21 protein-coding genes are annotated in these 21,992 nt (G+C 54.9%); 10 read left to right on the top strand and 11 right to left on the bottom strand.

The window, feature by feature from the left end; genetic code table 11:
- Positions 1-13 precede the first annotated feature (13 nt).
- The 3 genes from A6R74_RS08710 to A6R74_RS08700 form a co-directional block, all read right to left on the bottom strand.
- Complete coding sequence (locus A6R74_RS08710) at positions 14-772, bottom strand: response regulator (protein ID WP_064234128.1); 759 nt, start codon at positions 770-772, stop codon at positions 14-16.
- A gap of 484 nt (positions 773-1,256) precedes the next feature.
- Positions 1,257-1,772 carry a retropepsin-like aspartic protease family protein gene (locus A6R74_RS08705; protein ID WP_064234438.1) on the bottom strand — a complete coding sequence of 172 codons (516 nt, stop codon included), beginning with the start codon at positions 1,770-1,772 and terminating at the stop codon, positions 1,257-1,259.
- 42 nt (positions 1,773-1,814) lie between these two features.
- Entirely contained in the window at positions 1,815-3,182 is a 1,368-nt protein-coding gene (locus A6R74_RS08700; RefSeq protein WP_064234127.1) for an MFS transporter, read from the bottom strand.
- 262 nt (positions 3,183-3,444) lie between these two features.
- Between A6R74_RS08700 and A6R74_RS08695 the strand changes: the two genes are divergently transcribed.
- Genes A6R74_RS08695 through A6R74_RS08685 form a run of 3 tightly spaced genes read left to right on the top strand, consistent with a single transcriptional unit; the run spans position 3,445 to position 6,149 of the window.
- Entirely contained in the window at positions 3,445-4,107 is a 663-nt protein-coding gene (locus tag A6R74_RS08695) for a substrate-binding periplasmic protein (RefSeq protein WP_240488192.1), read from the top strand.
- Between the two features lie 6 nt (positions 4,108-4,113).
- Complete coding sequence (locus tag A6R74_RS08690) at positions 4,114-4,866, top strand: substrate-binding periplasmic protein (protein WP_240488191.1); 753 nt, start codon at positions 4,114-4,116, stop codon at positions 4,864-4,866.
- Entirely contained in the window at positions 4,863-6,149 is a 1,287-nt protein-coding gene (locus A6R74_RS08685) for a GGDEF domain-containing protein (RefSeq protein ID WP_064234126.1), read from the top strand. Before A6R74_RS08690 ends, A6R74_RS08685 begins: the two co-directional genes overlap by 4 nt.
- Before the next feature lie 40 nt (positions 6,150-6,189).
- Here the strand turns inward: A6R74_RS08685 and A6R74_RS22770 are convergent, their stop codons facing one another.
- Both A6R74_RS22770 and A6R74_RS08680 read right to left on the bottom strand, forming a co-directional pair.
- Positions 6,190-6,336 carry a hypothetical protein gene (locus A6R74_RS22770; RefSeq protein WP_165603369.1) on the bottom strand — a complete coding sequence of 49 codons (147 nt, stop codon included), beginning with the start codon at positions 6,334-6,336 and terminating at the stop codon, positions 6,190-6,192.
- 91 nt (positions 6,337-6,427) lie between these two features.
- Entirely contained in the window at positions 6,428-8,053 is a 1,626-nt protein-coding gene (locus A6R74_RS08680; protein ID WP_064234125.1) for a BCCT family transporter, read from the bottom strand.
- A gap of 287 nt (positions 8,054-8,340) precedes the next feature.
- On the opposite strand from A6R74_RS08680, the gene A6R74_RS08675 reads away from it, so the two are divergent.
- Complete coding sequence (locus A6R74_RS08675; RefSeq protein WP_064234124.1) at positions 8,341-8,700, top strand: hypothetical protein; 360 nt, start codon at positions 8,341-8,343, stop codon at positions 8,698-8,700.
- A gap of 38 nt (positions 8,701-8,738) precedes the next feature.
- Here A6R74_RS08675 and A6R74_RS08670 read toward each other — a convergent pair whose 3' ends face one another.
- The 6 genes from A6R74_RS08670 to trmB all read right to left on the bottom strand — a co-directional run bounded on the left by A6R74_RS08670 (position 8,739) and on the right by trmB (position 15,601).
- Positions 8,739-9,632, bottom strand: a complete 894-nt coding sequence (locus A6R74_RS08670; protein WP_064234123.1) for an AEC family transporter — start codon at positions 9,630-9,632, stop codon at positions 8,739-8,741.
- 68 nt (positions 9,633-9,700) lie between these two features.
- Complete coding sequence (gene glnE / locus A6R74_RS08665; RefSeq protein ID WP_064234122.1) at positions 9,701-12,673, bottom strand: bifunctional [glutamate--ammonia ligase]-adenylyl-L-tyrosine phosphorylase/[glutamate--ammonia-ligase] adenylyltransferase; 2,973 nt, start codon at positions 12,671-12,673, stop codon at positions 9,701-9,703.
- A gap of 49 nt (positions 12,674-12,722) precedes the next feature.
- Entirely contained in the window at positions 12,723-13,094 is a 372-nt protein-coding gene (locus A6R74_RS08660) for a diacylglycerol kinase (RefSeq protein ID WP_022522083.1), read from the bottom strand.
- Between the two features lie 34 nt (positions 13,095-13,128).
- A complete protein-coding gene (dacB, locus tag A6R74_RS08655) occupies positions 13,129-14,601 on the bottom strand; it encodes a D-alanyl-D-alanine carboxypeptidase/D-alanyl-D-alanine endopeptidase (protein WP_064234121.1) in 1,473 nt (490 codons plus the stop codon).
- An 8-nt stretch (positions 14,602-14,609) separates the two neighbouring features.
- Positions 14,610-14,939: a DMT family transporter gene (locus A6R74_RS08650; protein ID WP_064234120.1), complete on the bottom strand. Its 330-nt coding sequence runs from the start codon at positions 14,937-14,939 to the stop codon at positions 14,610-14,612.
- Positions 14,936-15,601: a tRNA (guanine(46)-N(7))-methyltransferase TrmB gene (trmB, locus tag A6R74_RS08645; protein ID WP_064234119.1), complete on the bottom strand. Its 666-nt coding sequence runs from the start codon at positions 15,599-15,601 to the stop codon at positions 14,936-14,938. Before trmB ends, A6R74_RS08650 begins: the two co-directional genes overlap by 4 nt.
- 217 nt (positions 15,602-15,818) lie before the next feature.
- Here trmB and A6R74_RS08640 point away from each other — a divergent pair, with 217 nt between their 5' ends.
- The 6 genes from A6R74_RS08640 to A6R74_RS08615 all read left to right on the top strand — a co-directional run bounded on the left by A6R74_RS08640 (position 15,819) and on the right by A6R74_RS08615 (position 21,927).
- Positions 15,819-17,702: a beta-ketoacyl synthase gene (locus A6R74_RS08640; RefSeq protein WP_064234435.1), complete on the top strand. Its 1,884-nt coding sequence runs from the start codon at positions 15,819-15,821 to the stop codon at positions 17,700-17,702.
- The gene (gene coaD / locus A6R74_RS08635) at positions 17,699-18,193 is read left to right on the top strand and encodes a pantetheine-phosphate adenylyltransferase (protein WP_064234118.1); all 495 of its coding nucleotides are present in this window, start codon (positions 17,699-17,701) and stop codon (positions 18,191-18,193) included. The genes A6R74_RS08640 and coaD overlap by 4 nt, the downstream gene beginning before the upstream one ends.
- Positions 18,194-18,266: 73 nt before the next feature.
- Complete coding sequence (locus A6R74_RS08630) at positions 18,267-18,515, top strand: YfhL family 4Fe-4S dicluster ferredoxin (protein ID WP_035585565.1); 249 nt, start codon at positions 18,267-18,269, stop codon at positions 18,513-18,515.
- A 5-nt stretch (positions 18,516-18,520) separates the two neighbouring features.
- Positions 18,521-19,825 (top strand): MATE family efflux transporter, encoded by a 1,305-nt coding sequence (locus tag A6R74_RS08625; protein ID WP_064234117.1) that lies wholly within the window; start codon positions 18,521-18,523, stop codon positions 19,823-19,825.
- A gap of 174 nt (positions 19,826-19,999) precedes the next feature.
- Positions 20,000-21,310 (top strand): short-chain fatty acid transporter, encoded by a 1,311-nt coding sequence (locus A6R74_RS08620; protein WP_064234116.1) that lies wholly within the window; start codon positions 20,000-20,002, stop codon positions 21,308-21,310.
- 80 nt (positions 21,311-21,390) lie between these two features.
- Positions 21,391-21,927, top strand: a complete 537-nt coding sequence (locus A6R74_RS08615; protein ID WP_064234115.1) for an acyl-CoA thioesterase — start codon at positions 21,391-21,393, stop codon at positions 21,925-21,927.
- The last annotated feature ends 65 nt before the right edge of the window (positions 21,928-21,992 follow it).

Genomic DNA, 21,992 nt, shown 5'->3' with positions numbered 1-21,992 from the left:
TCCCTCTGAATGATCAACTGTCCTTGACGAAAAGATAACCTTTACTGCGCACGGTTTTGATCCGGTGAGGCTGATTAGGATCATCGCCAATCTTGGGTCGAATACGCGATACGCGTACATCAATAGAACGGTCTTGGCCGTCGTACTTAATGCCCCTTAGGTCGCTGAATATCTCTTCACGGGTGAGCACTCGACCTGCGTTACGACCCAGCAGCCAAAGTAGGTCGAACTCGGCGCTGGTTAAGTCAATACGTTCACCCGAGAGCCAGGCTTCGCGAGTCGCGTTATCGATCTCCAGATTTTCAAAACGCAGCCGCATTTCACCGTCCGGGGCTGGCCCGTCCGCCCGGCGTAGCAGCGCGCGCATGCGCGCCAGTAACACCCGCGGTTGAACCGGCTTCGGCACATAGTCGTCAGCGCCCATTTCAAGCCCCAAAACCTGATCAAGGTCATCGGTGCGCGCGGTCAGCATCATAATCGGGCCTGCAAAATTAGGTCTAACGCGGCGACAAATCGCTAAACCGTCCTCCCCTGGCAGCATTAAGTCTAAAATCACCAGATCGGGCTGCAGGGTTAAAATGCGGTCGACCCCTTTAGCACCGTCTGCTTCCAGCGTTACTTGAAAGCCGTTCGCTTCCAAGTAATCACGGGTAAGCTCGGCCAGACGCTGGTCATCCTCAATGATCAAAACATGATCCTGATCGGGATAGTCAGGCGTTACAGACTCTTGCGACTCAAGTGCCTGAAATTGCTGTTCCAAATGATCTACCATCCTCTTTATGCACTCCGCTTAGGCTGTTTATTTTCTCACCCGCTCACCCAATATCAACGCAGGCGCCCATGATTGGCACTCAGGATAACTCAAAACCACCAAAACACCCGCTTCTGTCGTTTACAATTGCACGTATTGGCTTGGGCGCGAGGCCGGAAACTTGATTCTTCCTCAAGCGAGGACTAATGTGTAAACGCTAACTGTCGACAATCTGACAGGGGGAGCCTGCCATGGGAAGTAGCAAAACGAAAAGTGTTATAAAACGTGTTTACATTCCAGCCCAAGTGCGCGACCTGCCCAACGGGGAGAAGTTAAAAATCCCAGGGCATTATAAGGCGCCACCCGGGGAAGGAAACGACACCAATGAGTAAGGCATATTAAGCAACTTTTGCTCAAGCATATCAAAAAGGCAGACCATCAGTGGTCTGCCTTTTTTACATGGCCGCTTAGCTCTTCATATCAATGGTACATCCATAAGCTGAACTCACTGCTCAGGAAGGCTCAACACCATCTCACCCGCATGTATTTCAATCGACAATAAATTCAGAAAGCTCATGCCGAGTAGTACGGTGTCGCGTTCCATGCCGGGACTGATTGACCCTTGCACATTTTGCACTTTTAGGCCGCCCAGCGAAACCTCATCAAGTTCAGTTAAGGTACCTTCTACTCGGCCGTTGGCGGTATTGAACCAAGCGCTACGCCCAGGTTCGAGACCTAGCTCGCTTGCCAATTCGGCCGGTATGGCTACATAGGTGGCGCCAGTGTCGAGCAAAAAGGTTACCGGCGTGCCATTGATACGCCCCGGCGACTCAAAATGGCCGGCTCGGTTACGCTTTAAGGTAACCGGTTCCCCCGCAGGCAGCGTATGCACAATATTCGCATTAGGGCGCATCATCTCTTCCAAACCACCGTGAATCCACCAAGTGCCCACTGCCATTAATAGTACCCAAAACAGCAGCATCATAACGATGCCGCCACGCTGAGTTGTTCGACTTGCCATGTGCGTTGCCATACTTCACCTCACTGAAGTCAGGGCGCCCTTTCAAGCCTTATGGCTGTTGATAGGGCTGGCTTCCCAGGCGAGCGCAGCCTCCCGGCCACGGCGCTCGTTGACCCTGGCGCAAATCAACATCGCGATAACGAACAGGGCAACACATAATAGAATAGACGCTTGCAAGCCAATCAGCGTTTGCAGGACACCCAACATGACGATGCCCAACACCCCCGCTAACTTATTAGCCAACCCCCAGAATCCAAAAAACTCGGCTGATTTAGCCAAGGGTGAAAATAGCCCCACCAGCGCCCTGCTTGCCGATTGGCTAGAACCTAGGCTAAGCCCAGCAAGGCAGCCGACCACCAGAAATACGTATTGAGATTGCCACTGCAGGTCAAAATGCCCATTAACCCACTGAGTCACCTCAGGCGTTGCCCAAATAGCAATAATCGCCAGTACCCATAGCGCCAGGGTCATTTGGTACGTGCGTTTGGCGCCGAGCTGATCCTGTATCCAGCCAAACCCCAGAGCTCCTGCCGCGGCGGTAACTTGAACAATAATAAACATGATATTGCGCACGCTTTCATCCCAACCAATCACTTGAGCACCATAAATAAAGGCGAACGCGATAATGATGTAGACACCGGCCATCGAGAACAGCAGCGATATCAAAAACACGGTCAAGTCTTTAAAATGGCGCAACTCGTGAAAAGTGGCGGTGACGCGATTCAGAGCAATATGCCGATAAGAAACGCCGCGAGGCTGGGGCGTACCGCGCTCTTTTAGCCATAAAAACGTAGGAATAGCGGTAATTAGAAAAAAGCCGGCGGCAAAAGGCCCCACCCAACGGATGCGTTCAAAGTTGTCCGCACTGGCCTCGCCTAGCACCACTAGCGTGAACCCCGCCGCAAACAACCCGCCGATGTAGCCTAACGCCCAACCAAAACCGGAAATTTTGCCCAACGATTGCGGTGGTCCAAGCTCGGGTAAAAAAGAGGCGATAAACGACTCCCCCATGGAGTAAGCGTAGTTGGACAGCACAATCAATAGCAGTCCGACGATAACGTAACCCGGTTCAACGAAGTAAAGCATCGCCGTGGTGACGACGGTGGCTAAATAGCTAATCAGTAAAAAGCGCTTTTTCTCTGCCCGGTAATCCATAACGGCGCCGCATAGCGGCGCCGTGATAACCACCATCAGATAGCTAATCGCCAGGGCCAAGCTCCATAGAAAGTTGGCAAGCCGGAAGTTATCGCCGCGATCCCCCACAATAACGGTGGTAAATAGCTCACCAAATACCACGGTAATAATCAGCAGCGTGTAGGCCTGGTTGGCAAAATCAAACATCGCCCAGCCAAATATTTCTCGACGCGACGCGTAGCCATCCGTCGCCTTAGCAGAGTTAGCAGACAGCATTAGTTTTCTCTCACAGGGGAAGCTGTAAGCCTAACAGGAGGAACCAGGAAGACGCCACGGCTTGCGTTGGTAGATTAGAGGTGACAGCCGACCAGCGTTGCTCTAAGTTTGGTTGATTGATAAATAATAGGGATAAACTGCGATGGAGTTAGCCCAGCCATCTCCACAGCGATTATATCGACCACTATTAAATAGGTTGATGGTAGTGCTATGTCTCTGGCTGGCAAACGCCGCAAACGTACAGGCTGATGCGTCCGGCACCTTGACAACATTAACCTTTATTACGGAAGAGTACCCGCCCTATAACTATATCGATAATCAGCAATTAACCGGTATATCAATTGATTTATTGGACGCTATTTTTGCGGCTACCCAAACGCCCCTCAACCGCCATGACATCCGCTACTACCCTTGGATTCGCGGCTATGAGCTGGCACTCACTCAGCCGAATACGGTGCTGTTCTCAACCACTCGCACCCCAGCCCGAGAGGCCAACTTTCACTGGGTAGGGCCGATTGCTCAAGATCGGGTCGTACTGCTTGCCCATCGCGATGCACCGGTGACGATTGAGTCTTTATCACAGGCGATTGAACGCGGTCTGAGCGTCGCGGTCATTCGGGAAGATATTGGCGCCCAGGCGCTATTAGAAGCGGGTTACCCTGAACGCTTACTCGTACCGGCCATTGATAACCGTAGCGCACTCAACATGCTAACCCGCGGGCGCGTTGATTTATGGGCTTACAGTGAAGATGTGGCTGTCTGGATAGCTGAGTCGGAAGGTTATCCTAAAGATGAGTTAATCCCGATACACACTCTCAGTGAATCTTCGCTATACTTTGCCATAAACCAAGCCACCGACCATCGCTTGGTAACGCTGATGCAGCAGGCATTAGACAGGGTGATAGCGGAACAGCCCCAGAGGTAGTTGACGATGGCTAATGACGTTACTCGCCGATGGCGATACCGCATGGGCGTTGCTCTGCTCACCACGCTCGGCAGCTACAGTATGTCACTCCACTCGATGCCGCTAGCGGCTACAACAGAAGCACTACCGCTCACTATTAACACGGAAGAGTACCCGCCGTTCAACTATACGGACGACCAAGGGCAAATTATCGGCAGTGCAACGTTGCTGCTACGTAACGCGCTACGCCAAGCTGACATTGAGGCTTATTTTCGGCTACGGCCTTGGGCGCGCGCTTACACCGAAGCACGCTTACGCGATAATCACTGCGTCTACTCTACGACCCGCACCCAGGAGCGTGAAGCGCTGTTTCACTGGGTAGGGCCGCTGGTGGTTAATGAGTGGGCAGCATTTAGTTTAGCGGAACGCGGGCTCAGCATTGCATCGCTTTCAGAGCTACACGCTTGGCGGGTGGGCAGTTTTCGCGAAGATGCCGTAGGTGATTACGTTGCTTCTCGCGGCATTAATGTGCTCCTGGCTCCCTCGGAGCGAGAAAATATCGCGCGTTTAAAGGCGGGCCTGCTAGATGTGATCGTGACAGGTAAAGCAACCGGTGAATTTATGGCACAAGAACAGGATATCGCGTTAGCGCATTTGTTTACCTTTTACCGTGCGCCCCTCTATCTCGCCTGCCACCCTAGCGTGCCTGAAGCGCTGTTGGCGAGACTGCAAACGCAGCTGGATACCCTGCACCGCAATGCGCAGGAGGAGAGCCAGTGATCAGCCCTCGCCCACGATTTTCTCTCTCAGCCCCCGACCCTAAAAAAGGCAGCCTGACCACCAAGCAAGCACTACTCACACTGCTGATCGCTATGCTCATTAGTAGCGTAGCGGGCAGTGTCGAACTTATCAGTCACGCCACGCAAATGCGTCAAGAAACCGAACAACGCATCACCCAGCAGTTGACGATCGTCAACGGTGCCGCCGCAGAAGCCGCCTTCCAGCTTAACCCCGACCTTGCCCACCAAATCGCCTATGGGCTATTTAATGATAATGAGGTCGCATGGGTGTCGATTCGTGATGATTTTGGCCGCGCGCTGGCTGAATTTGATCGGCCCAAACAGGCTGATTCAACCTGGCTCAGCCAGTATTTATTTGGCGATATACTGCATTATCGAACCTCCCTCGCTTATTACATGGGCAGCGATATGCCGGAAGCGGTCGTTGGCGAAATTGAACTGGTGCTGGCGGAAGGCTACTTAACCCAACAGTTTTTAGCGCGTATTTATACGTTGGTCGGGGTGAGTATTTTGGAGGCGTTTATTTTAAGCCTTGTCATCATCACCTTTTTCCACTTTTTCATTACCCGGCCGCTGCTCAAAGTACACGCAGCGATTGCCCAAACCGACCCCACCCAACCTGGAAAATGGCTCAAGCCAGTGTTGAAAGGCCATCAGCATGATGAATTGGGTCATCTGGTGGATAGTTTGGATCATTTACTTAAAGCGTTTCAGCAGGGCTTGGAGCAGCGTGACCAGCTTCATCATCTCTCAAATATGGATGGCTTAACCGGCGTGGCGAACCGCCGCCAATTTGATGACTTTTATCAGCGCCACTGGCACTTGGCACAGCAAGCGCAGCAGTCGCTCTCAGTGATTTTTATCGATATCGATAACTTTAAAGAGTTTAACGATCACTATGGCCATGCCATGGGGGACGATACGCTACGCGCGGTGGCTAATGCGCTCAATCTGTGTATCGACCCCGCCAGGGATTTACTCGCCCGCTACGGCGGCGAAGAGTTTGTCTGTGTACTGCCGGGCCAAGATCATGAGGACGCCGTCAGCATTGCCAACTGCTTGCGCGAAGCCGTGCTGTCGCTGGCCATTCCCCATGCTTTCTCCAGCACCCACTCAGACCTCACTGTCAGCATGGGGGTGGCTAGCATGTCGCCCGATTTTTTGATTAGCGCTGAAGCGCTGATTGAACGCGCCGACCAGCACCTATACCGCGCCAAACGCCTGGGCCGAAACCGTGTCGAGACACGCAAACGCCCGGCATAAAGCCGGGCGTTAAGCACCAATATTACGAAGAGCAGGCGTTTTAGAGTAGCCAGTGCGCAGCCACGGCAGCCAGACCAATGACCATTGCCGTAAGTACAGCCACGGTGACTACCCGATCAAGCCAGCGATCAACGGCAATCCCCTTGGACTGCCTACGCGTCGCGCCATGGCGCCCTTGCCGCGCCATTAGCATATTCGCTTCATGTGTCACTGCTCCCGAATTACCCCGCCCCGCAACCGCAGGCTTGGTTACTTTTTATTAGTGCTGATGAGTGATGCTAACTATTAATGCGCCGGTTGACCACACTCGGTGCACGGCGCAGGCGTTCTTCCTCACCTAACAGCTCGGCTTCAAAAGCGTCGGCGCCCACCGGCGTTTCGCCATGGCGACGATAAAGCTGGGTCAGCATGGCTTTGCGGTCTGCGCGTAGCTCCTGGACTAACACAAACACCATCATATACAGGATGAAAGTGAACGGCAGTGCCGACAGTACCGATGCCGACTGCAGCCCCGTTAAACCTCCCGAGGCAATCAACGTCAGGCAAATGGCAGCAATCAGCACCCCCCAAATGACGCGCTTATACAGCGGCGGATTGATCGAACCATTATCGGTCATTTGCGCCACGATATACGAAGCCGAGTCAGCCGAGGTCACCAGGAAAATAAAGATCAGCAGCATCGCTACCACCGACAGCACGCCCGTAAAAGGCATCAGCTCAAACATCTCGAATAGCGCGACGGTGATATTATTCTGAGTCGCGGCAGCCAGCCCCACGTCGGTGCCATTCAACTCCATATGCAGCGCCGCGCCACCGAACACGCCGATCCATAAACAGGCTAACAGCGGCGGTACAAACAGCACCCCAAACACATACTCTTTGATGGTACGCCCACGGGATACCCGGGCAATAAAGGTGCCGACAAAAGGTGACCAAGCAATGACCCAGGCCCAGTAGAAAATCGTCCAAGTGCTCGCCCACTCATTATCACTATAGGGCGAAATGCGCAGGCTCATACCAATAAAGTTTTGCAGGTAGTCACCAATGCCCACCGTGATGGTTTCGAGTATTGCCACGGTTGGGCCAGTAAACAGCACATACAGCATCAACCCGATACATAAAATCATATTGAGATTAGAGAGGCGTTTAATGCCTTTATCCAAGCCCGACCAAGTCGATGCCATATAGGCGCAGAACATCACGAAAAGAATCACAAACTGCCAAAAACCGTTCTCCGGCAGACCAAAAACGGCGTTCAAACCACCGTTCATCTGCAGCACACCCAAGCCCAACGAGGTAGCAACGCCCATCACCGTGGCGACTACCGCAAACACGTCCAACCAGGAAGCATAGGGGCGAATTTTAGGATTCTTAGCCGTTATTGATGACAGCACTGATGAGACCAACCCCGCCTGCCCCTTGCGAAACTGAAAGTAGGCGATGATCAAACCAACGATCGAGAAGGCCGCCCACTGATGTATCCCCCAGTTAAAGTAGCTGTATTGAATCGCGTAACGAGCCGCCGCCTCGGTTTCAGCGGTTCTGTCACCATAAGGCGGCTCGATAAAGTGGAACATAGGCTCCGCCATGCCGTAGAACACCAGCCCAACACCAAAGCCTGCGGCCAGCAGCATGCTGATCCACGAGAAAAACGTGTAGTTGGGCCGGCTATCCTGGGGACCTAAGCGCACTTTTCCGTACTTGCTCAGCGCTAGTCCAAACAGAAAAATCACAAAACCAAAAACTGAAAATAGATAAAACCACCCGAACAGCCCAGTAATCGTGGTCAGCGCTCCCTCTGCCGCGTTGGCAAATCCTTCTGGAAATGACGCTCCAACAATTACCAAGCCAAAGATAATCACCACCGATGCGATGAATACCGACTTGCCTCCATGATTAGCCATATAACCTTCCTGTTAGATGAGCTCTATTTAGGTAAGCGCAGCGTATTAAGCGCATGCTTGTACAACAAAACTTGCCTTGTACAGCTTAATGGTAACAGTTGAAAAACCTCATCGCACTGTCATAGAAACTGCACTTAAAAAACTGTACCTAAAAACTGCACACAGAACCTGTACGTAAAAAGTGGCGCCTAGATAATAGTTTTGCTCCTCTCTCCCCTTACAGCCACACAGTGAACTTGCTAGAGCAACTGTGTTCCAATGGGTGCGAATAACCGATGGAGGCTCTTATGCCACAGATGAATCGCGATCAACGCAACGCTGCATGGCAAGCGGCTAACCAATGGCGTGCCCGTGCTGCGCAAACCCAACCTACTGGCTTGGCGGGTAGCTTAAAGCTGCTATTCACATGGCTAGCGTTTGGCGCGTTAATGATAGTTGGTGTAGTACTCGGCCTGTTTTTCTTACTAATTGGCTGGGCAATGATGCCGTTTCTGCGCCATAAAATGAAAAAACGTATGGATCAAATGCGTGCTCAGCAGGCGCAAGATATCGGTGGCGGCTACTCCCACGAGCCCACGTCGGCGAACAACCGTCCAGGTCATCAGGACGTGCTAGAAGGTAGTTACGAAGTTAAAGATGAACGCTAATTGCGCAGTTAGTTACTTTTTTGCGCTACCGATGAAAGTTAGAGGGGCGCATACACCCAAGTAAATGCTGCCGCCAAGGTGAGCGGCATCACCACCAAACTCCCCAGGTTTCCAATCAGTACCAGCGAAGCGACCTTTTGTGGCGCCAGCTGGTACTGCTCTGCGACCAAATAAGTCAACACCGCAGGGGGCAACGCTGCAAACACCAGCAGTACCGCCATCTGCAGCGCATTAAGCGGCAGTAGCCACATCAACGGCAAGGCAATCACTAATCCGGAAAGCGGGCAAAGCACCGCCCCCAACATGCCGGTACGCCAATCGCTAAAGTCGATTTCCAGCAGCCGAACCCCCAGTGCAAACAGCATTAGCGGAATACAGACTCCGCCCAGCATATGCATCGCCTCCAGCAGCCAGCCAGGCAGCGGTAGTCCACTGATATTCACCGCTAAGCCCGCCAAACTCGCGAGTACAATTGGCATGCGCAGCATTCGCCACAGCGAGGTGCGCGGGTTAAGCATGTAAAGCCCTACCGAAAAGTGCAGCAGCATTTCAACGATAAAGACTACCACCGCTGCGGGCAGCGCTTCGGCACCAAATGCCAGCACCAGCAGCGGCACGCCCATATTACCGGCGTTGTTAAACATCATCGGCGGAAGGAAGATTTTGCTATCCAGCTTTAGCCACTTGACGAGCGGCCACAGCACAACCCCCGAGCCAAGCACTACCGCAATGGCCGCCGTAGCAAGCCAAGCATATTCTGCCAACGGCGCTTGACGGTCGGCCAACACGGCAAATACCAATAGCGGAACAAACAGCTCCATATTGAGCGTATTGAGACTGCGAATATCCGGCGTACGGTAGCGCCCATAGGCAGCACCACACCCCGCGATTAAAAACACCGGCAGTAAGGTGGCCAGAATATGTCCAATCATGCGAGCCGCCCCGCCTTGCTCCTTGGCATCACTGTCACTTCCTGATTAGTCTGGCGAAATACGTTTGACTAGGTGTTATTAGCCGCTGATGGCTCAAGAAAGCGCTGCCATAACGCCGTGACGATATCGCGATGGGCACGGAACTCTTCACCATCGCTGAGCGCTTTTTCACCGGTGAGCGCCGCTCGATGGGTAGCACTACGATACGCCAAATACGCCTCGCGAAGGCGCTCCGCCTCTTCAGCAGGTAAGTGACCACTCTCGGTAAGACTCTCTAAAATACGGATATTATCGCTGTAGGTAAGCAACTCAGGCGTTTGGTGAGCAAGTGCTAACACCGCGTATTGGCAGAGAAACTCAATATCGACCATCCCGCCCGCATCCTGTTTGACGTTGAAGGTCTGGCTGGTGATTTTACTGCCCAGGTGGTCGCGCATTTTATGACGCATATTGACCACCTCATCGCGCAACATGGCTTTATCACGCTCAGCGCCCAGGATATCGCCCCGCAACTGGCTGAACTTTTCCGCTAGCACATCGCTACCCGCCACCACTCGGGCGCGCACCAGTGCCTGATGCTCCCAGGTCCAGGCATTTTGACGCTGATACTCAGCGAAAGCTTTAAGTGAGGTGACCAATAGCCCTGAATTTCCCGATGGCCGCAGGCGCATATCCACTTCATAAAGTGTGCCGGTGGGTGTTACCGCAGTAAGCAGGTGAATAATGCGCTGACCCAGGCGGGTAAAGAACACCGCTGTATCAATAGGCCTTGGGCCGTCAGTCGTGCCCTGCCCATCGCTATCGTGAAGGAACACTAGGTCTAGATCTGAGCTGTAGCCCAGCTCAATGCCCCCCAGCTTGCCGTAGCCGACAATCAGAAACTCAGCCTCGCGAGCGTTCAGCCCCTCAGGAACGCCATGCTTGCGAGTAATATGCTTCCACGCCATGGCCAATACTGCATCGAGAATGACTTCGGCGATAAAGGTTAAGTAATCACTTACTTTCATCAAGTGCCGAGTACCCACGATATCCGACGCCGCTACGTGTAGCGTCTGCGCGTGTTTAAAAACGCGCAGCGCCTCTAGCTGGGCCTCTTCATCATCCTCTGGCAGACGATTGAGCGTTTGGCGCAGTTCATCGGCAAGGCGCGCTTTATCGGCGGGGGTATACAGCGTTTCCGGGGTCAGCAGCTCGTCGAGCAGAATGGGATAACGCGACAGCTGCTCGGCTATCCATGGGCTGGCCGCACACAGGCGCATCAGGTGTTCTAGTGCCTGGGGATTTTCGCGCAGCAGGGCGAGATAAGCTGTACGTCGGAGCACAGCCTCAATCAGCGGTTGCACCCTTACAAGCGCTGTATCCGGCGCCTCATTGTCCGCCAAGGCGTCTAGCAACAGCGGCATCAACGCGTCCAGGCGCTCAAAGCCAATTCGCTGCATGCTTTGCACTTGCCGAGAGTGGTAAAGACTCTGCAGCCGCTTCAAGGCTTTTTCAGGCGCATTAAAACCCGCCTCGGCAAGGTGCGCTGTAGCCTCCTCCGCCTCTAACTCACCGCGCCAAATAAGCCGCCACTGGGCCAAGCCAAGCTGGCTATCATCATTGGCCTCGTCGACGTCCTCTTCAGGGTCGGCAATCACTGCGTCAAAGTGCTGGCGCACCCGATCGCGTACTTCGTCAAGCTGGGCAACCAGCCCCGGCCAGTCTTCATGGTTCATGGCGAAGGCGACCCGTTCACGATCGCTATCATCACTGGGTAGGGTTTGTGTCTGGCGATCCTCCAGCGCTTGGAGCGCGTGCTCCACATCGCGTAAAAAGGCATAATCCGGCAGCAGCTCATCAACCACTTCTTGCGGTAACAGGCCTAGCTCGGGCAAGCGATTAAGCGCCGTTTTCAGCGATGTCACCTGCAGCTCCGTATCGCGGCCGCCGCGGATCAGTTGGAACGCCTGTACCACGAACTCAACCTCACGAATGCCGCCGGGGCCAAGCTTAATATTGCTCTGCATACCTTTGCGCTTTACTTCGCGGTTGATCATCGCTTTCAGTTCACGCAGCGACTCAATGGCGCCAAAATCGAGATACTTGCGATATACAAAGGGGCGCAGCCCGGCCAATAGTTCGTCGCCCGCATCGAGATCCCCCGCCACCGGGCGCGCTTTCAGCATCGCGTAGCGCTCCCACTCTCGGCCCTGATCCTGGTAGTAGCTGGAGAGCATGGCAAAACTGCCCACCAGCGGCCCTCCGTCACCCAAAGGCCGCAAGCGCATATCAACACGGAAGGCAAAGCCGTCGGCGGTCATGGCGTCTAGAGCGGCGATCAGCTTTTGCCCCAACTTAGTGAAGTACTCCTGGTGCTCTAATGGCTTACGCCCACCTTGGGTTTCACCTTTTTCGGGAAAGGCAAAGATCAGATCGATATCGGAGGAGAGATTTAGCTCTCCCGCCCCCAGCTTGCCCATGCCCAAAATTACCAGACGCTGAGGCGAGCCATCTTTGCGCGGGGCAGGTAAGCCCCAACGCGGCGCGTAAAACTGCTCAAGCCAGGTTAAAGCAGCTTCTAAACATATTTCGGCAAGTTCTGAAACTGCCTTAGCGGTATCCCACATGCTATGGCCGGAAGCACGGTTAAGATCACGCCAAACAATACCCAGCATGCGCTTACGGCGAAAACGGCGAATCGCCCGCTGCATGGCAGCGTCATCTTCGGCGCTTTCCAGCGACTCATTCAGCCAACTGGCCAGCTCATCGCGCCCTGGGTTTGCGTCCAATTCACCGACGATGTCCAGTTCAGCTAGCCAATGGGGGTGGCGCACTAAGGTATCCAGCGCAAAGGTCGAAATAGCCAGCACTCTCGCCAGGGCTTCGCGGCGCGGCTCAGATAACCCCTGCCAGCTACTGGAAGGCAACTCCTGCTTGGTCATCTCGGCGACATTATCGGCTTGGACAAGCGCATCGCTTAGCCGCTGCCAAGCAGATTGGGTGATTTTTTGTAACGACGCTGGCAGCGTTGACAACGGTAAAAAATCGTCGTTCACTTGCATATCTACCTCGCTGCCATGCGCGTTAAAAATAAATGGTTTGAAAATAAGCTTAGCTAAAGAACTTTTCCCAGCCTAATAGTCCCCAGGTAAGACCGGCCATAATCAGCGACAGCATTACCGCCGCAGAACCAATATCCTTGGCCCGCCCAGAAAGCTCATGATGCTCAGTGCCGATCCGATCCACCACGTTTTCAATTGCACTATTAAGCAGCTCCACTATCAGCACAAAAAACAGGCTACCCACCAGCAGTAACCAACTGATGGGGCCTTCGCCAATCCACCAAGCAAGTGGCAGCAACACCACCGTAATGCCCACCTCTTGGCGGAAAGCCGCTTCGTTTCTGAACGCTGCTTTTAAGCCTTTCCACGAATAACGCGTGGAGTGAACCAAATGTGTTAAACCGGTATGCCCAGGTTTCATGCAGATCGCCTCACCTTGTGAGCGTAGAGTTGGATTAGTTGGCTAATATCATTGCTTCAAGATCCAGTGACAACGGATCCAGCACCTCAGACCAGCTTAAATAAGGTGTACTGCTGTTACCATTGACCATGACGCTAAACACCCCCCAGCGCCCTTGCGCGGTGCGAAAATAACCCGCCGCGGCGCGCACGGCAAAGGGTTGGTTAAGCGTGCCCGTTTTGATCATGACATTGTTTTGAAACGTGGGGGAGCCTCGCCGAATAAAGCGCATTACGCCGTTAGCGGGTGACTGAAAGGCCGCTACAAAGCTTGGAAACAGACTGCTTTGACGAAACATGTCTTCCAGCATCACGTTAACACCCTGAGCCGAAGTACGGTTCTCAGTGGTTAGTCCGCTACCACTATACAGGGTTAACGGCCCATGCCCTGGCAGGCTCTGGGCATAATTCTCTATGGCCTGACCTGCTTGACGTAGTTGCGCCTGGGGTATCTCGACGAGATCTAGCGCCAGCACATCGGCCATGTAGTTATTGGAGTAGTTCATGATGCGCAGCAATAGCTCTTGCAATGGCTGGCTGTCCACCGCGGCCAGACGCTGGGCGTTGCTGGGCGGCTGAGACGAGCTGACGCGCCACGGTTCGCGCACCTGAATACCTGCCTGATTCAACATGCCCATCAACACTTGCGCGGTGGTTTCGGCGGCATCGCCAGCGCCACGGTAGACATCACGGGCAGTGGCGTTGGTGGAAATTTGGCCGGTCAAGCGCATCACATCGCCACGCTCATCGGTGATACGCTCAGCGCTAATTTCAGTACCACTATTCGCCGGGCGAGTGACCACTTGGTTATCGATGGTGAGCAGCGATGTCTGACTATCGCACAGTCCCACCTGGGCAGGCGCCCCTGCGCTAGCGGCAGGGGCGACATTGACACACCAACTGCCGAAGTTAACGCCAGCCGAAGAGAGCGGCGCGCTATACGCATTGGCGACCCGATTGAGCGCATTGCAGCGGTCAGTGGTAATGCAGTCCACCGCCCCAAAGCGCCACTGGCTAACCACCAAAGCGCCATCTACCTCACGCACCCCGGCTAAGTGCAAACGCTGCACCAAGCGCCACAGGTTTTCAGTGGTGAGGCCTGGATCCCCTCCGCCCTCAAACACCAAATCGCCGCGCAGCACGCCATTATCGACGCTAGCTGAGCTGACCAGTTGGCTGGTAAAGCGGTGCTGGGGGCCAAAACGGTTCAACGCCGCCGCGGATAGATAGGCTTTAGTGACCGAGGCTGGCGACAGCTGGCGATCCGGGGTGATGCTGCCTAATAACGCATTGGCGCCTGCGTTAGCATCCAACAGGCGGGCTTCGGCGCTAATCGAAAAGCCTTTATTTTGCAGCTGTCCCAGACGACTAAAATCAGCGAACAAACTGGAACTGGCGCACAGCGCCAGCGTGGCAAAACCGGTTACCAGCGACCAGCGCCGCATACGGTTACTAGCAAAACGACCCATACGATACCTCAATGCACATTCATTTTAGAAAACACTTGCAGCATGACCACACCCGCTACTATTAAGCCAATCCCCACCACCGCCGGTAAATCGGGCTTTTCACCGAACACCACTATGCCGACTAAGCTGACCAGCACAATGCCTAGGCCCGCCCAAATCGCATAGGCAACCCCCACCGGCAGCGTACGCAGTACCAGGCTGAGCAAATAAAAGGCTACGCCATAGCCCACCACGACCACCACGCTGGGCAATGGACGGGTAAACCCCATGGACGCCTTTAAGGCACTCGTAGCGATCACTTCAGCCACAATCGCCAGCACCAGATAGACAAACGTCATGTTCGCTCCAAATCAACACATAAACGCCACAGTGCCTGGCCACTTCGAGCATACTTAGCCTCGAACGGCGTTAAATAGTCATCTTTAGGCGCAATTTCATTCACCACTGCCTGTTGACCGGTTACCTGCGCCACCGCCAAAGCAAACTCTTTAACATAAAGTGACCAGTTGGAGCGCAATTCAAGGCGCCCTCCAAGCGCCAACAGTGTGGGTAAAACCGCATGCCCATGCCAGCGCATTTTCAGGTGCCCCGACTTGGGGTAAGGGTTGGGATAAAGCAGAAAGTGGTACTCTGGCGCCCAGCCAGCTTGATAGGCCAAACGCCAAAAGTCGACAAGATCGGCCCTTACCAGCAGCGCATTGTCAGGCAACTTGCCGTGATCCCGCCCCAGGCGATCCTCGCTACGATCAACGCCAATCACCGCATGGGCGGGGAACTGCGCCGCCAGTTGGCGTGTCGATACCCCTACGCCACAGCCTGAATCAAGTATCAACGGTGCTTGACGGCTAGCTAACCACTCAGCCGCCAGGGCAAAATTACCCTGCGTGTGTGCGGCGATCGGTTTACGCAGTGGATGGGTCAGCGCGCGATTTACTCGACGGGCCAAATCCTGGTGCGGGCCTGGCTGATTAGACGTCACTGTTCGGGAATTATGCTGCATGCCATTACTCGGCTGAAAAGCGTAATTCTATCAGTCTCGAACGCTTGCGGCATGACGGCGTTGCGCACCCGGTGCTATGATCACGCCTAACGAATGTATTAGTGACCTTATTAAGCGCATGGTACTGGGCCAGATCTGCCATGACCGTTGCCAATAATTGTTACCACCACCGTATTAAGAGGAACCCGGCTTGTCACACTTACCGGTGATTGTCGGCATGGGCGGCATCAATCCCGCTGGCAGAACCTCTGGCCATCAGGCCTTCCGCCGCACTGTGCTTGATGCCCTTCCTGCTGACCAGCAACGCCAGACACTGGAAGGCTTAGCGGCGCTTATGCGCCTAGTAGAGCACTCCGAAGAGGGGTGGCACGATAGTCGAGGCCAACCCATAAAGGCCCCGGCACAGTCGCTGCGTGATCAGGTGCTGAACCACACCCTGATACGCCGCAACGAAGACCCGCGCTTTCTCGACCCCGGCATGCCGTCTAACCGGCAAGCCAGCATGCAGTTGGCAGAGCCGCTACGTTTTACTCTGCGCCGCCGCCAACTGCCTGAAAACCTGCCCGCCGATTGGCAGGTGCGCGATATTGATGCCCGTGAGGTAGAAGTGAGTGTACCCGCAGGGGTGCTGGAAGTACTGCTGCCCGACGCCCAGCCACCCAAGGTGCGCGCGGCGGCTCAGCTACCCAGCGGCTTTGATCCGGCGAGCCTCTACCGCAGTGTGCACCACCCCCGTGGCCTATCGCTGGCGGTATTTGGCGCCAGCGACTGTCTGGGTGCCAGCGGCTTGTCATGGGAGACGCTACGCCAGCAGTTAAACCCAGATCATATTGCCGTGTATGCAGGCAACTCTATCGGCCAATTGGACGATCAAGGCTGGGGCGGCTTACTGAAAAGTCTGGTGAGCGGCCAACGCGCCACCTCCAAGCAGATGCCGCTGGGCTATGGCCAGATGCCTGCCGACTTTTTGAATGCCTATGTGCTGGGCAGCGTAGGTGGCACCGGCGCAGCATTAGGCGCCTGCGCCAGCTTTCTTTATAACCTGCGCCTGGGTATTGACGATATTCGCGCCGGACGCCGCCGTGTGGTGATGGTGGGTACCGCTGATGCACCCATCACCCCGGAGATTATCGAGGGCTTCAGGGCCATGGGCGCGCTGGCCGACGACGCGGGCTTGAAAGCCTTGGACGCGCTTGAACTACTCACCGATAGCGACTATCAGCGCGCCTGCCGCCCCTTTGCGCGCAACTGCGGCTTTACCATGGCGGAAGCCAGCCAGTTTGTGCTGCTGATGGACGATTCGCTGGCAATGGAAGTCGGCGCGGATATTCTTGGCGCGGTGCCGGACGTATTCGTCAATGCTGACGGTTACAAGCGCTCAATTTCGGCACCGGGAATTGGCAATTACATCACGCTGGGCAAAGCGACTGCCCTGGTGCGCGATATGCTGGGTGAAAAAGCCCTTAAAGAGCGCAGTTTTTTGCACGCGCACGGCACCAGCACCCCCAAAAACCGCATCACCGAATCCCATGTGTTCGACGCAATTGCCCGCGCCAACGGCATTAACGACTGGCCGGTGGTGGCCATCAAAGCCTTTATCGGCCACTCCCAGGGCACCGCGGCCGGTGATCAATTGGCGAGCGCCCTAGGTAGTTTTGCCCACGGCCTGCTGCCGGGGATTCCCACCCTGGATGCCGTCGCCGACGATGTTTATGCCGAACGGCTGCGTCTTTCACAAACGACACAAACTTTTCGTGCGGACGTTGCTTTTATTAATGCCAAGGGCTTCGGCGGCAACAATGCCACTGGCGTGGTGCTGTCACCAGCAGTCACCGAGCGCCTGCTGACTCAGCGTCACGGCGCAGAAGCGGTGAGCGCCTGGAAAACGCGACGAGTCGCCACCCGCGAAGCGGCAGCGGCCTACCTTGCCCAGGCAGACGTTGGCCACTACGCCCCACGCTACCAGTTCGGCGAAGCGGTACTCGAGGGCCCAGAACTGGACATTCATGCTGATCGGATTCATATCCCCGGTTACGCGCATGCTGTCTCATTAACCAGCGATAATCCGTTTGGCCACCTGGACGAGGAGAGCGAGGAATGACCACTCGCAAGCTGAATATCGCCGTCTACCCTGGCACCTTCGACCCCATCACCAATGGCCATTTCGACCTCATTGAGCGCGGTGCGCGAATGTTCGACAAAGTGGTCATCGCGGTGGCGGCAAGCCCCGGCAAAAGCCCCCACCTCGACCTGGAAACACGCATGACGCTGGCAAAAACGGTCTGTGCGTCGCTGCCCAACGTTGAGGTGATTGGCTTCTCGACCCTACTGACGACCATGATGCACGAGCAGGGGGCGACGATCATTCTGCGCGGCCTGCGCGCGGTCTCCGACTTTGAGTATGAGCTACAGTTGGCCAATATGAACCGCGCGCAGAACCCGGAGCTTGAGAGCGTGTTTTTAACCCCTGCGGTGGAAAATTCGTATATTTCATCAACCATCGTGCGTGAGATTGCCAAGCTGGGTGGCGATATTTCCCCTCTGGTGCATCCACAGGTCGCCGAAGCGCTGCGTAACCACTACACTAGCTAGCCAACGCTATTGTTGAGTAAAACACTCAGGTACTTGTCAGCCTGGGTGCGAATGCCATCTGCGAGGTATGCCCATGGCCCTGATGATTACTGACGAGTGCATTAACTGCGACGTCTGCGAGCCCGAATGCCCCAACGATGCCATCTCCCCCGGCGAGGAGATCTACGTCATCGACCCTAACCTATGCACCGAGTGCGTCGGCCACTATGACGAACCTCAGTGCCAACAGGTCTGTCCGGTGGACTGCATCCCGCTTGATCCAGAACGCCACGAGACCCAAGAACAGTTGATGAAGAAGTACCGCATCATTACTGCCGCCTAAGCTGAATGCGCATTTGGGCCCTCGCCTGGCCAATCATCCTTTCTAATATCACCGTCCCGCTACTTGGGCTGGTGGATACGGCTGTGGTCGGGCACCTGCCCGACTCCCGCTATCTGGCGGGCGTCACTCTCGGCGCTACGCTGTTTAGCTTCCTTTACTGGGGCTTTGGCTTTTTGCGCATGGGCACCACGGGGCTGGTCGCCCAAGCCATGGGCCGTGAGAGCGACTCGGATGTGCGTAACCTACTGGGGCAATCGCTGATCATGGCGCTGGTAATCGGCAGCTTGCTGATTGTGTTTGCCTCGCCGCTGATTACGCTGGGGTTGTGGCTGTTAGATGGTAGCGTGGTAGCCACTCACTTAGCGCGAGAGTACGCTCATATTCGTCTCTGGTCTGCGCCAGCAGTGCTTGCCAACTACGCCATTCTGGGCTGGTTTTTGGGCCAACAGAATTCCCGCGTCACGCTAATGATTCTGCTGCTCACCAACAGTGTCAATATCATCCTAGATTTATGGTTCGTGGTGGGCCTAGGCATGACCAGCAACGGCGTAGCCTGGGCCAGCGTGATCGCCGACTACAGTGCGTTAGCCTTTGGCGGCTATTTAGTGCTGCGCCAGCTAAGCCGCCTGGATGGCCATTTTTTACGCGAGCGTCTGCTGGCACTGGCAGCCTATAAAGCGCTGTTTAACGTCAACGCCAACCTGTTTGTGCGTACCCTCGGTCTGCTGTTTGCCGTGGCGTTCTTTACCGCTCAGGGCGCCCGTCAGGGCGATACAGTGCTCGCTGCCAACGCTGTCCTGCTGCAATTTATTATGCTCACCAGTTACGCGTTGGATGGCTTTGCCCATGCGGCCGAATCGCTGATTGGGCGCGCCTATGGGCGCAAAAATTGGCGTGAGTTTGCGACCACCGTGCGCGCCGCCGCGCATTTTTCATTCTGGACAGCAGGTGTGGCCGCTCTGCTGTTTGCGCTGGGTGGCAATGCGCTGATCGCGCTGCTCACTGGCCTTGAAGAAGTACGTGCGACCGCGGCGCAGTATTTGCCCTGGATGGTCGTCATGCCGCTGATTGCGGTATGGAGCTACCTGCTTGACGGGGTATTTATTGGCACCACCGCGGTGCGTGAAATGCGTAACAGTATCTTTATCGGCCTTGCCGCCTATCTGCCCGTTTGGTGGCTAACCCAAGGACTGGGCAATCATGGGCTGTGGTTTTCATTTATGCTGTTTATGCTGGTTCGCTCGGCGGTGCTGATCTTCTACTATTATGCCCACTACCATCGCCGTTATCGCCATACTCACTGGCGTTAAACGATCCACGCCTGGCCATCACTGCAATAACGTGAGATTAGCCGAGCAGCTTCAACGTGAAAAACACCGCACTCCCCCGTATATTAGCTATGTACTTGCACCGCGTAGGCACTTCAAAGACCTTGTAAAAATCTTGCTTAGCCACTTCCTAATAATGAATAAAGAGAGCATCCCATGCTTAAAATGATCTCAAAACCGGCGGTAAAGCTGGTGGAGCGCTATCTCCCCGACCCGTATATTTTCGTGCTGCTGCTGACGTTAATTGCCTCGGTCGCTGCGATTGCCATTGAGCGCCAAACACCGCTGGCGGTGCTACGCTTCTGGGGCGATGGCTTCTGGGGGTTACTGACCTTCTCGATGCAGATGCTGCTAGTGCTGGTCACCGGTTTTATGCTGGCAAGCTCACCACCGGTGAAACGCATTCTACAAAAAATCGCCAGTACCGCTAAAACACCAGGCGGCGCCATTATCCTGGTCACGCTGGTGTCATTGGCAGCCAGTTGGATTAACTGGGGTTTTGGCTTGGTAGTCGGGGCACTCTTTGCCAAAGAGCTGGCACGACTGATCCGCGTTGACTACCGGTTACTCGTCGCCAGCGCATACTCTGGCTTTGTGGTATGGCATGGCGGTTTGGCGGGCTCGATACCGTTGACCATCGCCACCGAAGGGCATTTTTCCGCCGACCAGATTGGCGTGATTGGCACTGGCTCAACGATTTTCGCCTTATTTAACCTCGGCATCGTGGTCTGCCTGTTCATTGCCATTCCGTTGGTAAACCGCATGATGCTGCCGGATGAGAAGGATAGCGTCTACGTCGACCCCAGCGTGCTGAATGATGAGCCGGAACCCGTTGGCCGTCTTACCCGCCCGGCGGAACGCCTGGAAAACAGCGTGACCCTCGCCCTGCTGGTCGGCGTTCCTGGGCTGCTGTTCTTGCTGGATCACTTTTTGCTGCGGGGTGGCGGCTTAAACCTTAACGTGGTCAATTTCCTGTTCCTATTCCTGGCCATTGTGCTGCACCGCACGCCACGCAACCTACTCAATAGCTTGAACGAAGCGATTAAAGGCGGTGCGGGGATCGTTATCCAATTCCCCTTTTATGCGGGCATTATGGCCATCATGGTTCAATCTGGGCTGGCAGAAAGCATGTCCGAGTGGCTGGTCTCTTTTGCCACCGCCACGACACTGCCATTCTGGTCGTTTATCAGCGCGGGGATTGTCAATCTGTTTGTACCCTCCGGCGGCGGCCAGTGGGCCGTGCAAGCACCGGTGATGCTGCCTGCCGCCCAAGCGCTAGGGGCTGACATCCCACGAGTCGCCATGGCAGTGGCCTGGGGCGATGCCTGGACAAACCTGCTGCAGCCTTTCTGGGCGCTACCGGTACTCGCCATTGCCGGGCTTAAGGCCAAAGATATTATGGGCTTCTGTCTGATTCAGCTGTTTATCACCGGTATTATTATCTCAGTGGGCCTATTGTGGTTTTAATAAGCGCATGGCTCTAAACCAATAACCAGCGGCTGCCCGGCGGGAGGGGTAGCCGTTGCAAATAATCGCAGGAGCACCGTATGACAGACGCCGAAATCAGCGCCAACGCTGCCCTGCCTGGGCAGCACGAACTTTCCATGACCGTACTGATGACGCCCGACATGGCGAATTTCAGCGGTAAAGTGCATGGCGGCGCGATTCTTAAAAAGCTTGATGAAGTCGCTTTTGCTTGCGCCAGTCGGTATTCGGGCCACTACGTGGTGACACTGTCGGTGGATCAGGTGCTGTTTAAACAGCCGATTCATGTCGGCGAGCTGGTCACCTTTTTAGCCAGCGTCAATCATGTTGGCCGCTCGTCAATGGAAGTGGGCATTAAGGTCGTGGCTGAAGATATTCGCAATAAGCTGATCCGTCATACCAACAGCTGCTACCTGACCATGGTCGCTGTGGATGAAGATGGAAAACCCGCCAATGTGCCGCCGCTCAGTTTGGCAACACCTCTACAGCAGCTACGCTTTGATAAGGCGGCTTTACGCAAGAAGTTACGCAAACAGGCCGAGAAAGAAGAGCTGTTCACCCAGCACCAGTATGAGCCTAATGCCCCATCACAGGACTAACCAACAACATAGACCTTATCAAAAATCAAAAACAGAGCCCTCGACATAAACCCCATCCAACGACA

The sequence above is a fragment of the Halomonas sp. ALS9 genome (assembly GCF_001651035.1).
GTDB lineage: Bacteria > Pseudomonadota > Gammaproteobacteria > Pseudomonadales > Halomonadaceae > Vreelandella.
Note: the sequence above shows the minus strand (reverse complement) of the source record. Positions and strands in the feature narration are given on the sequence as shown.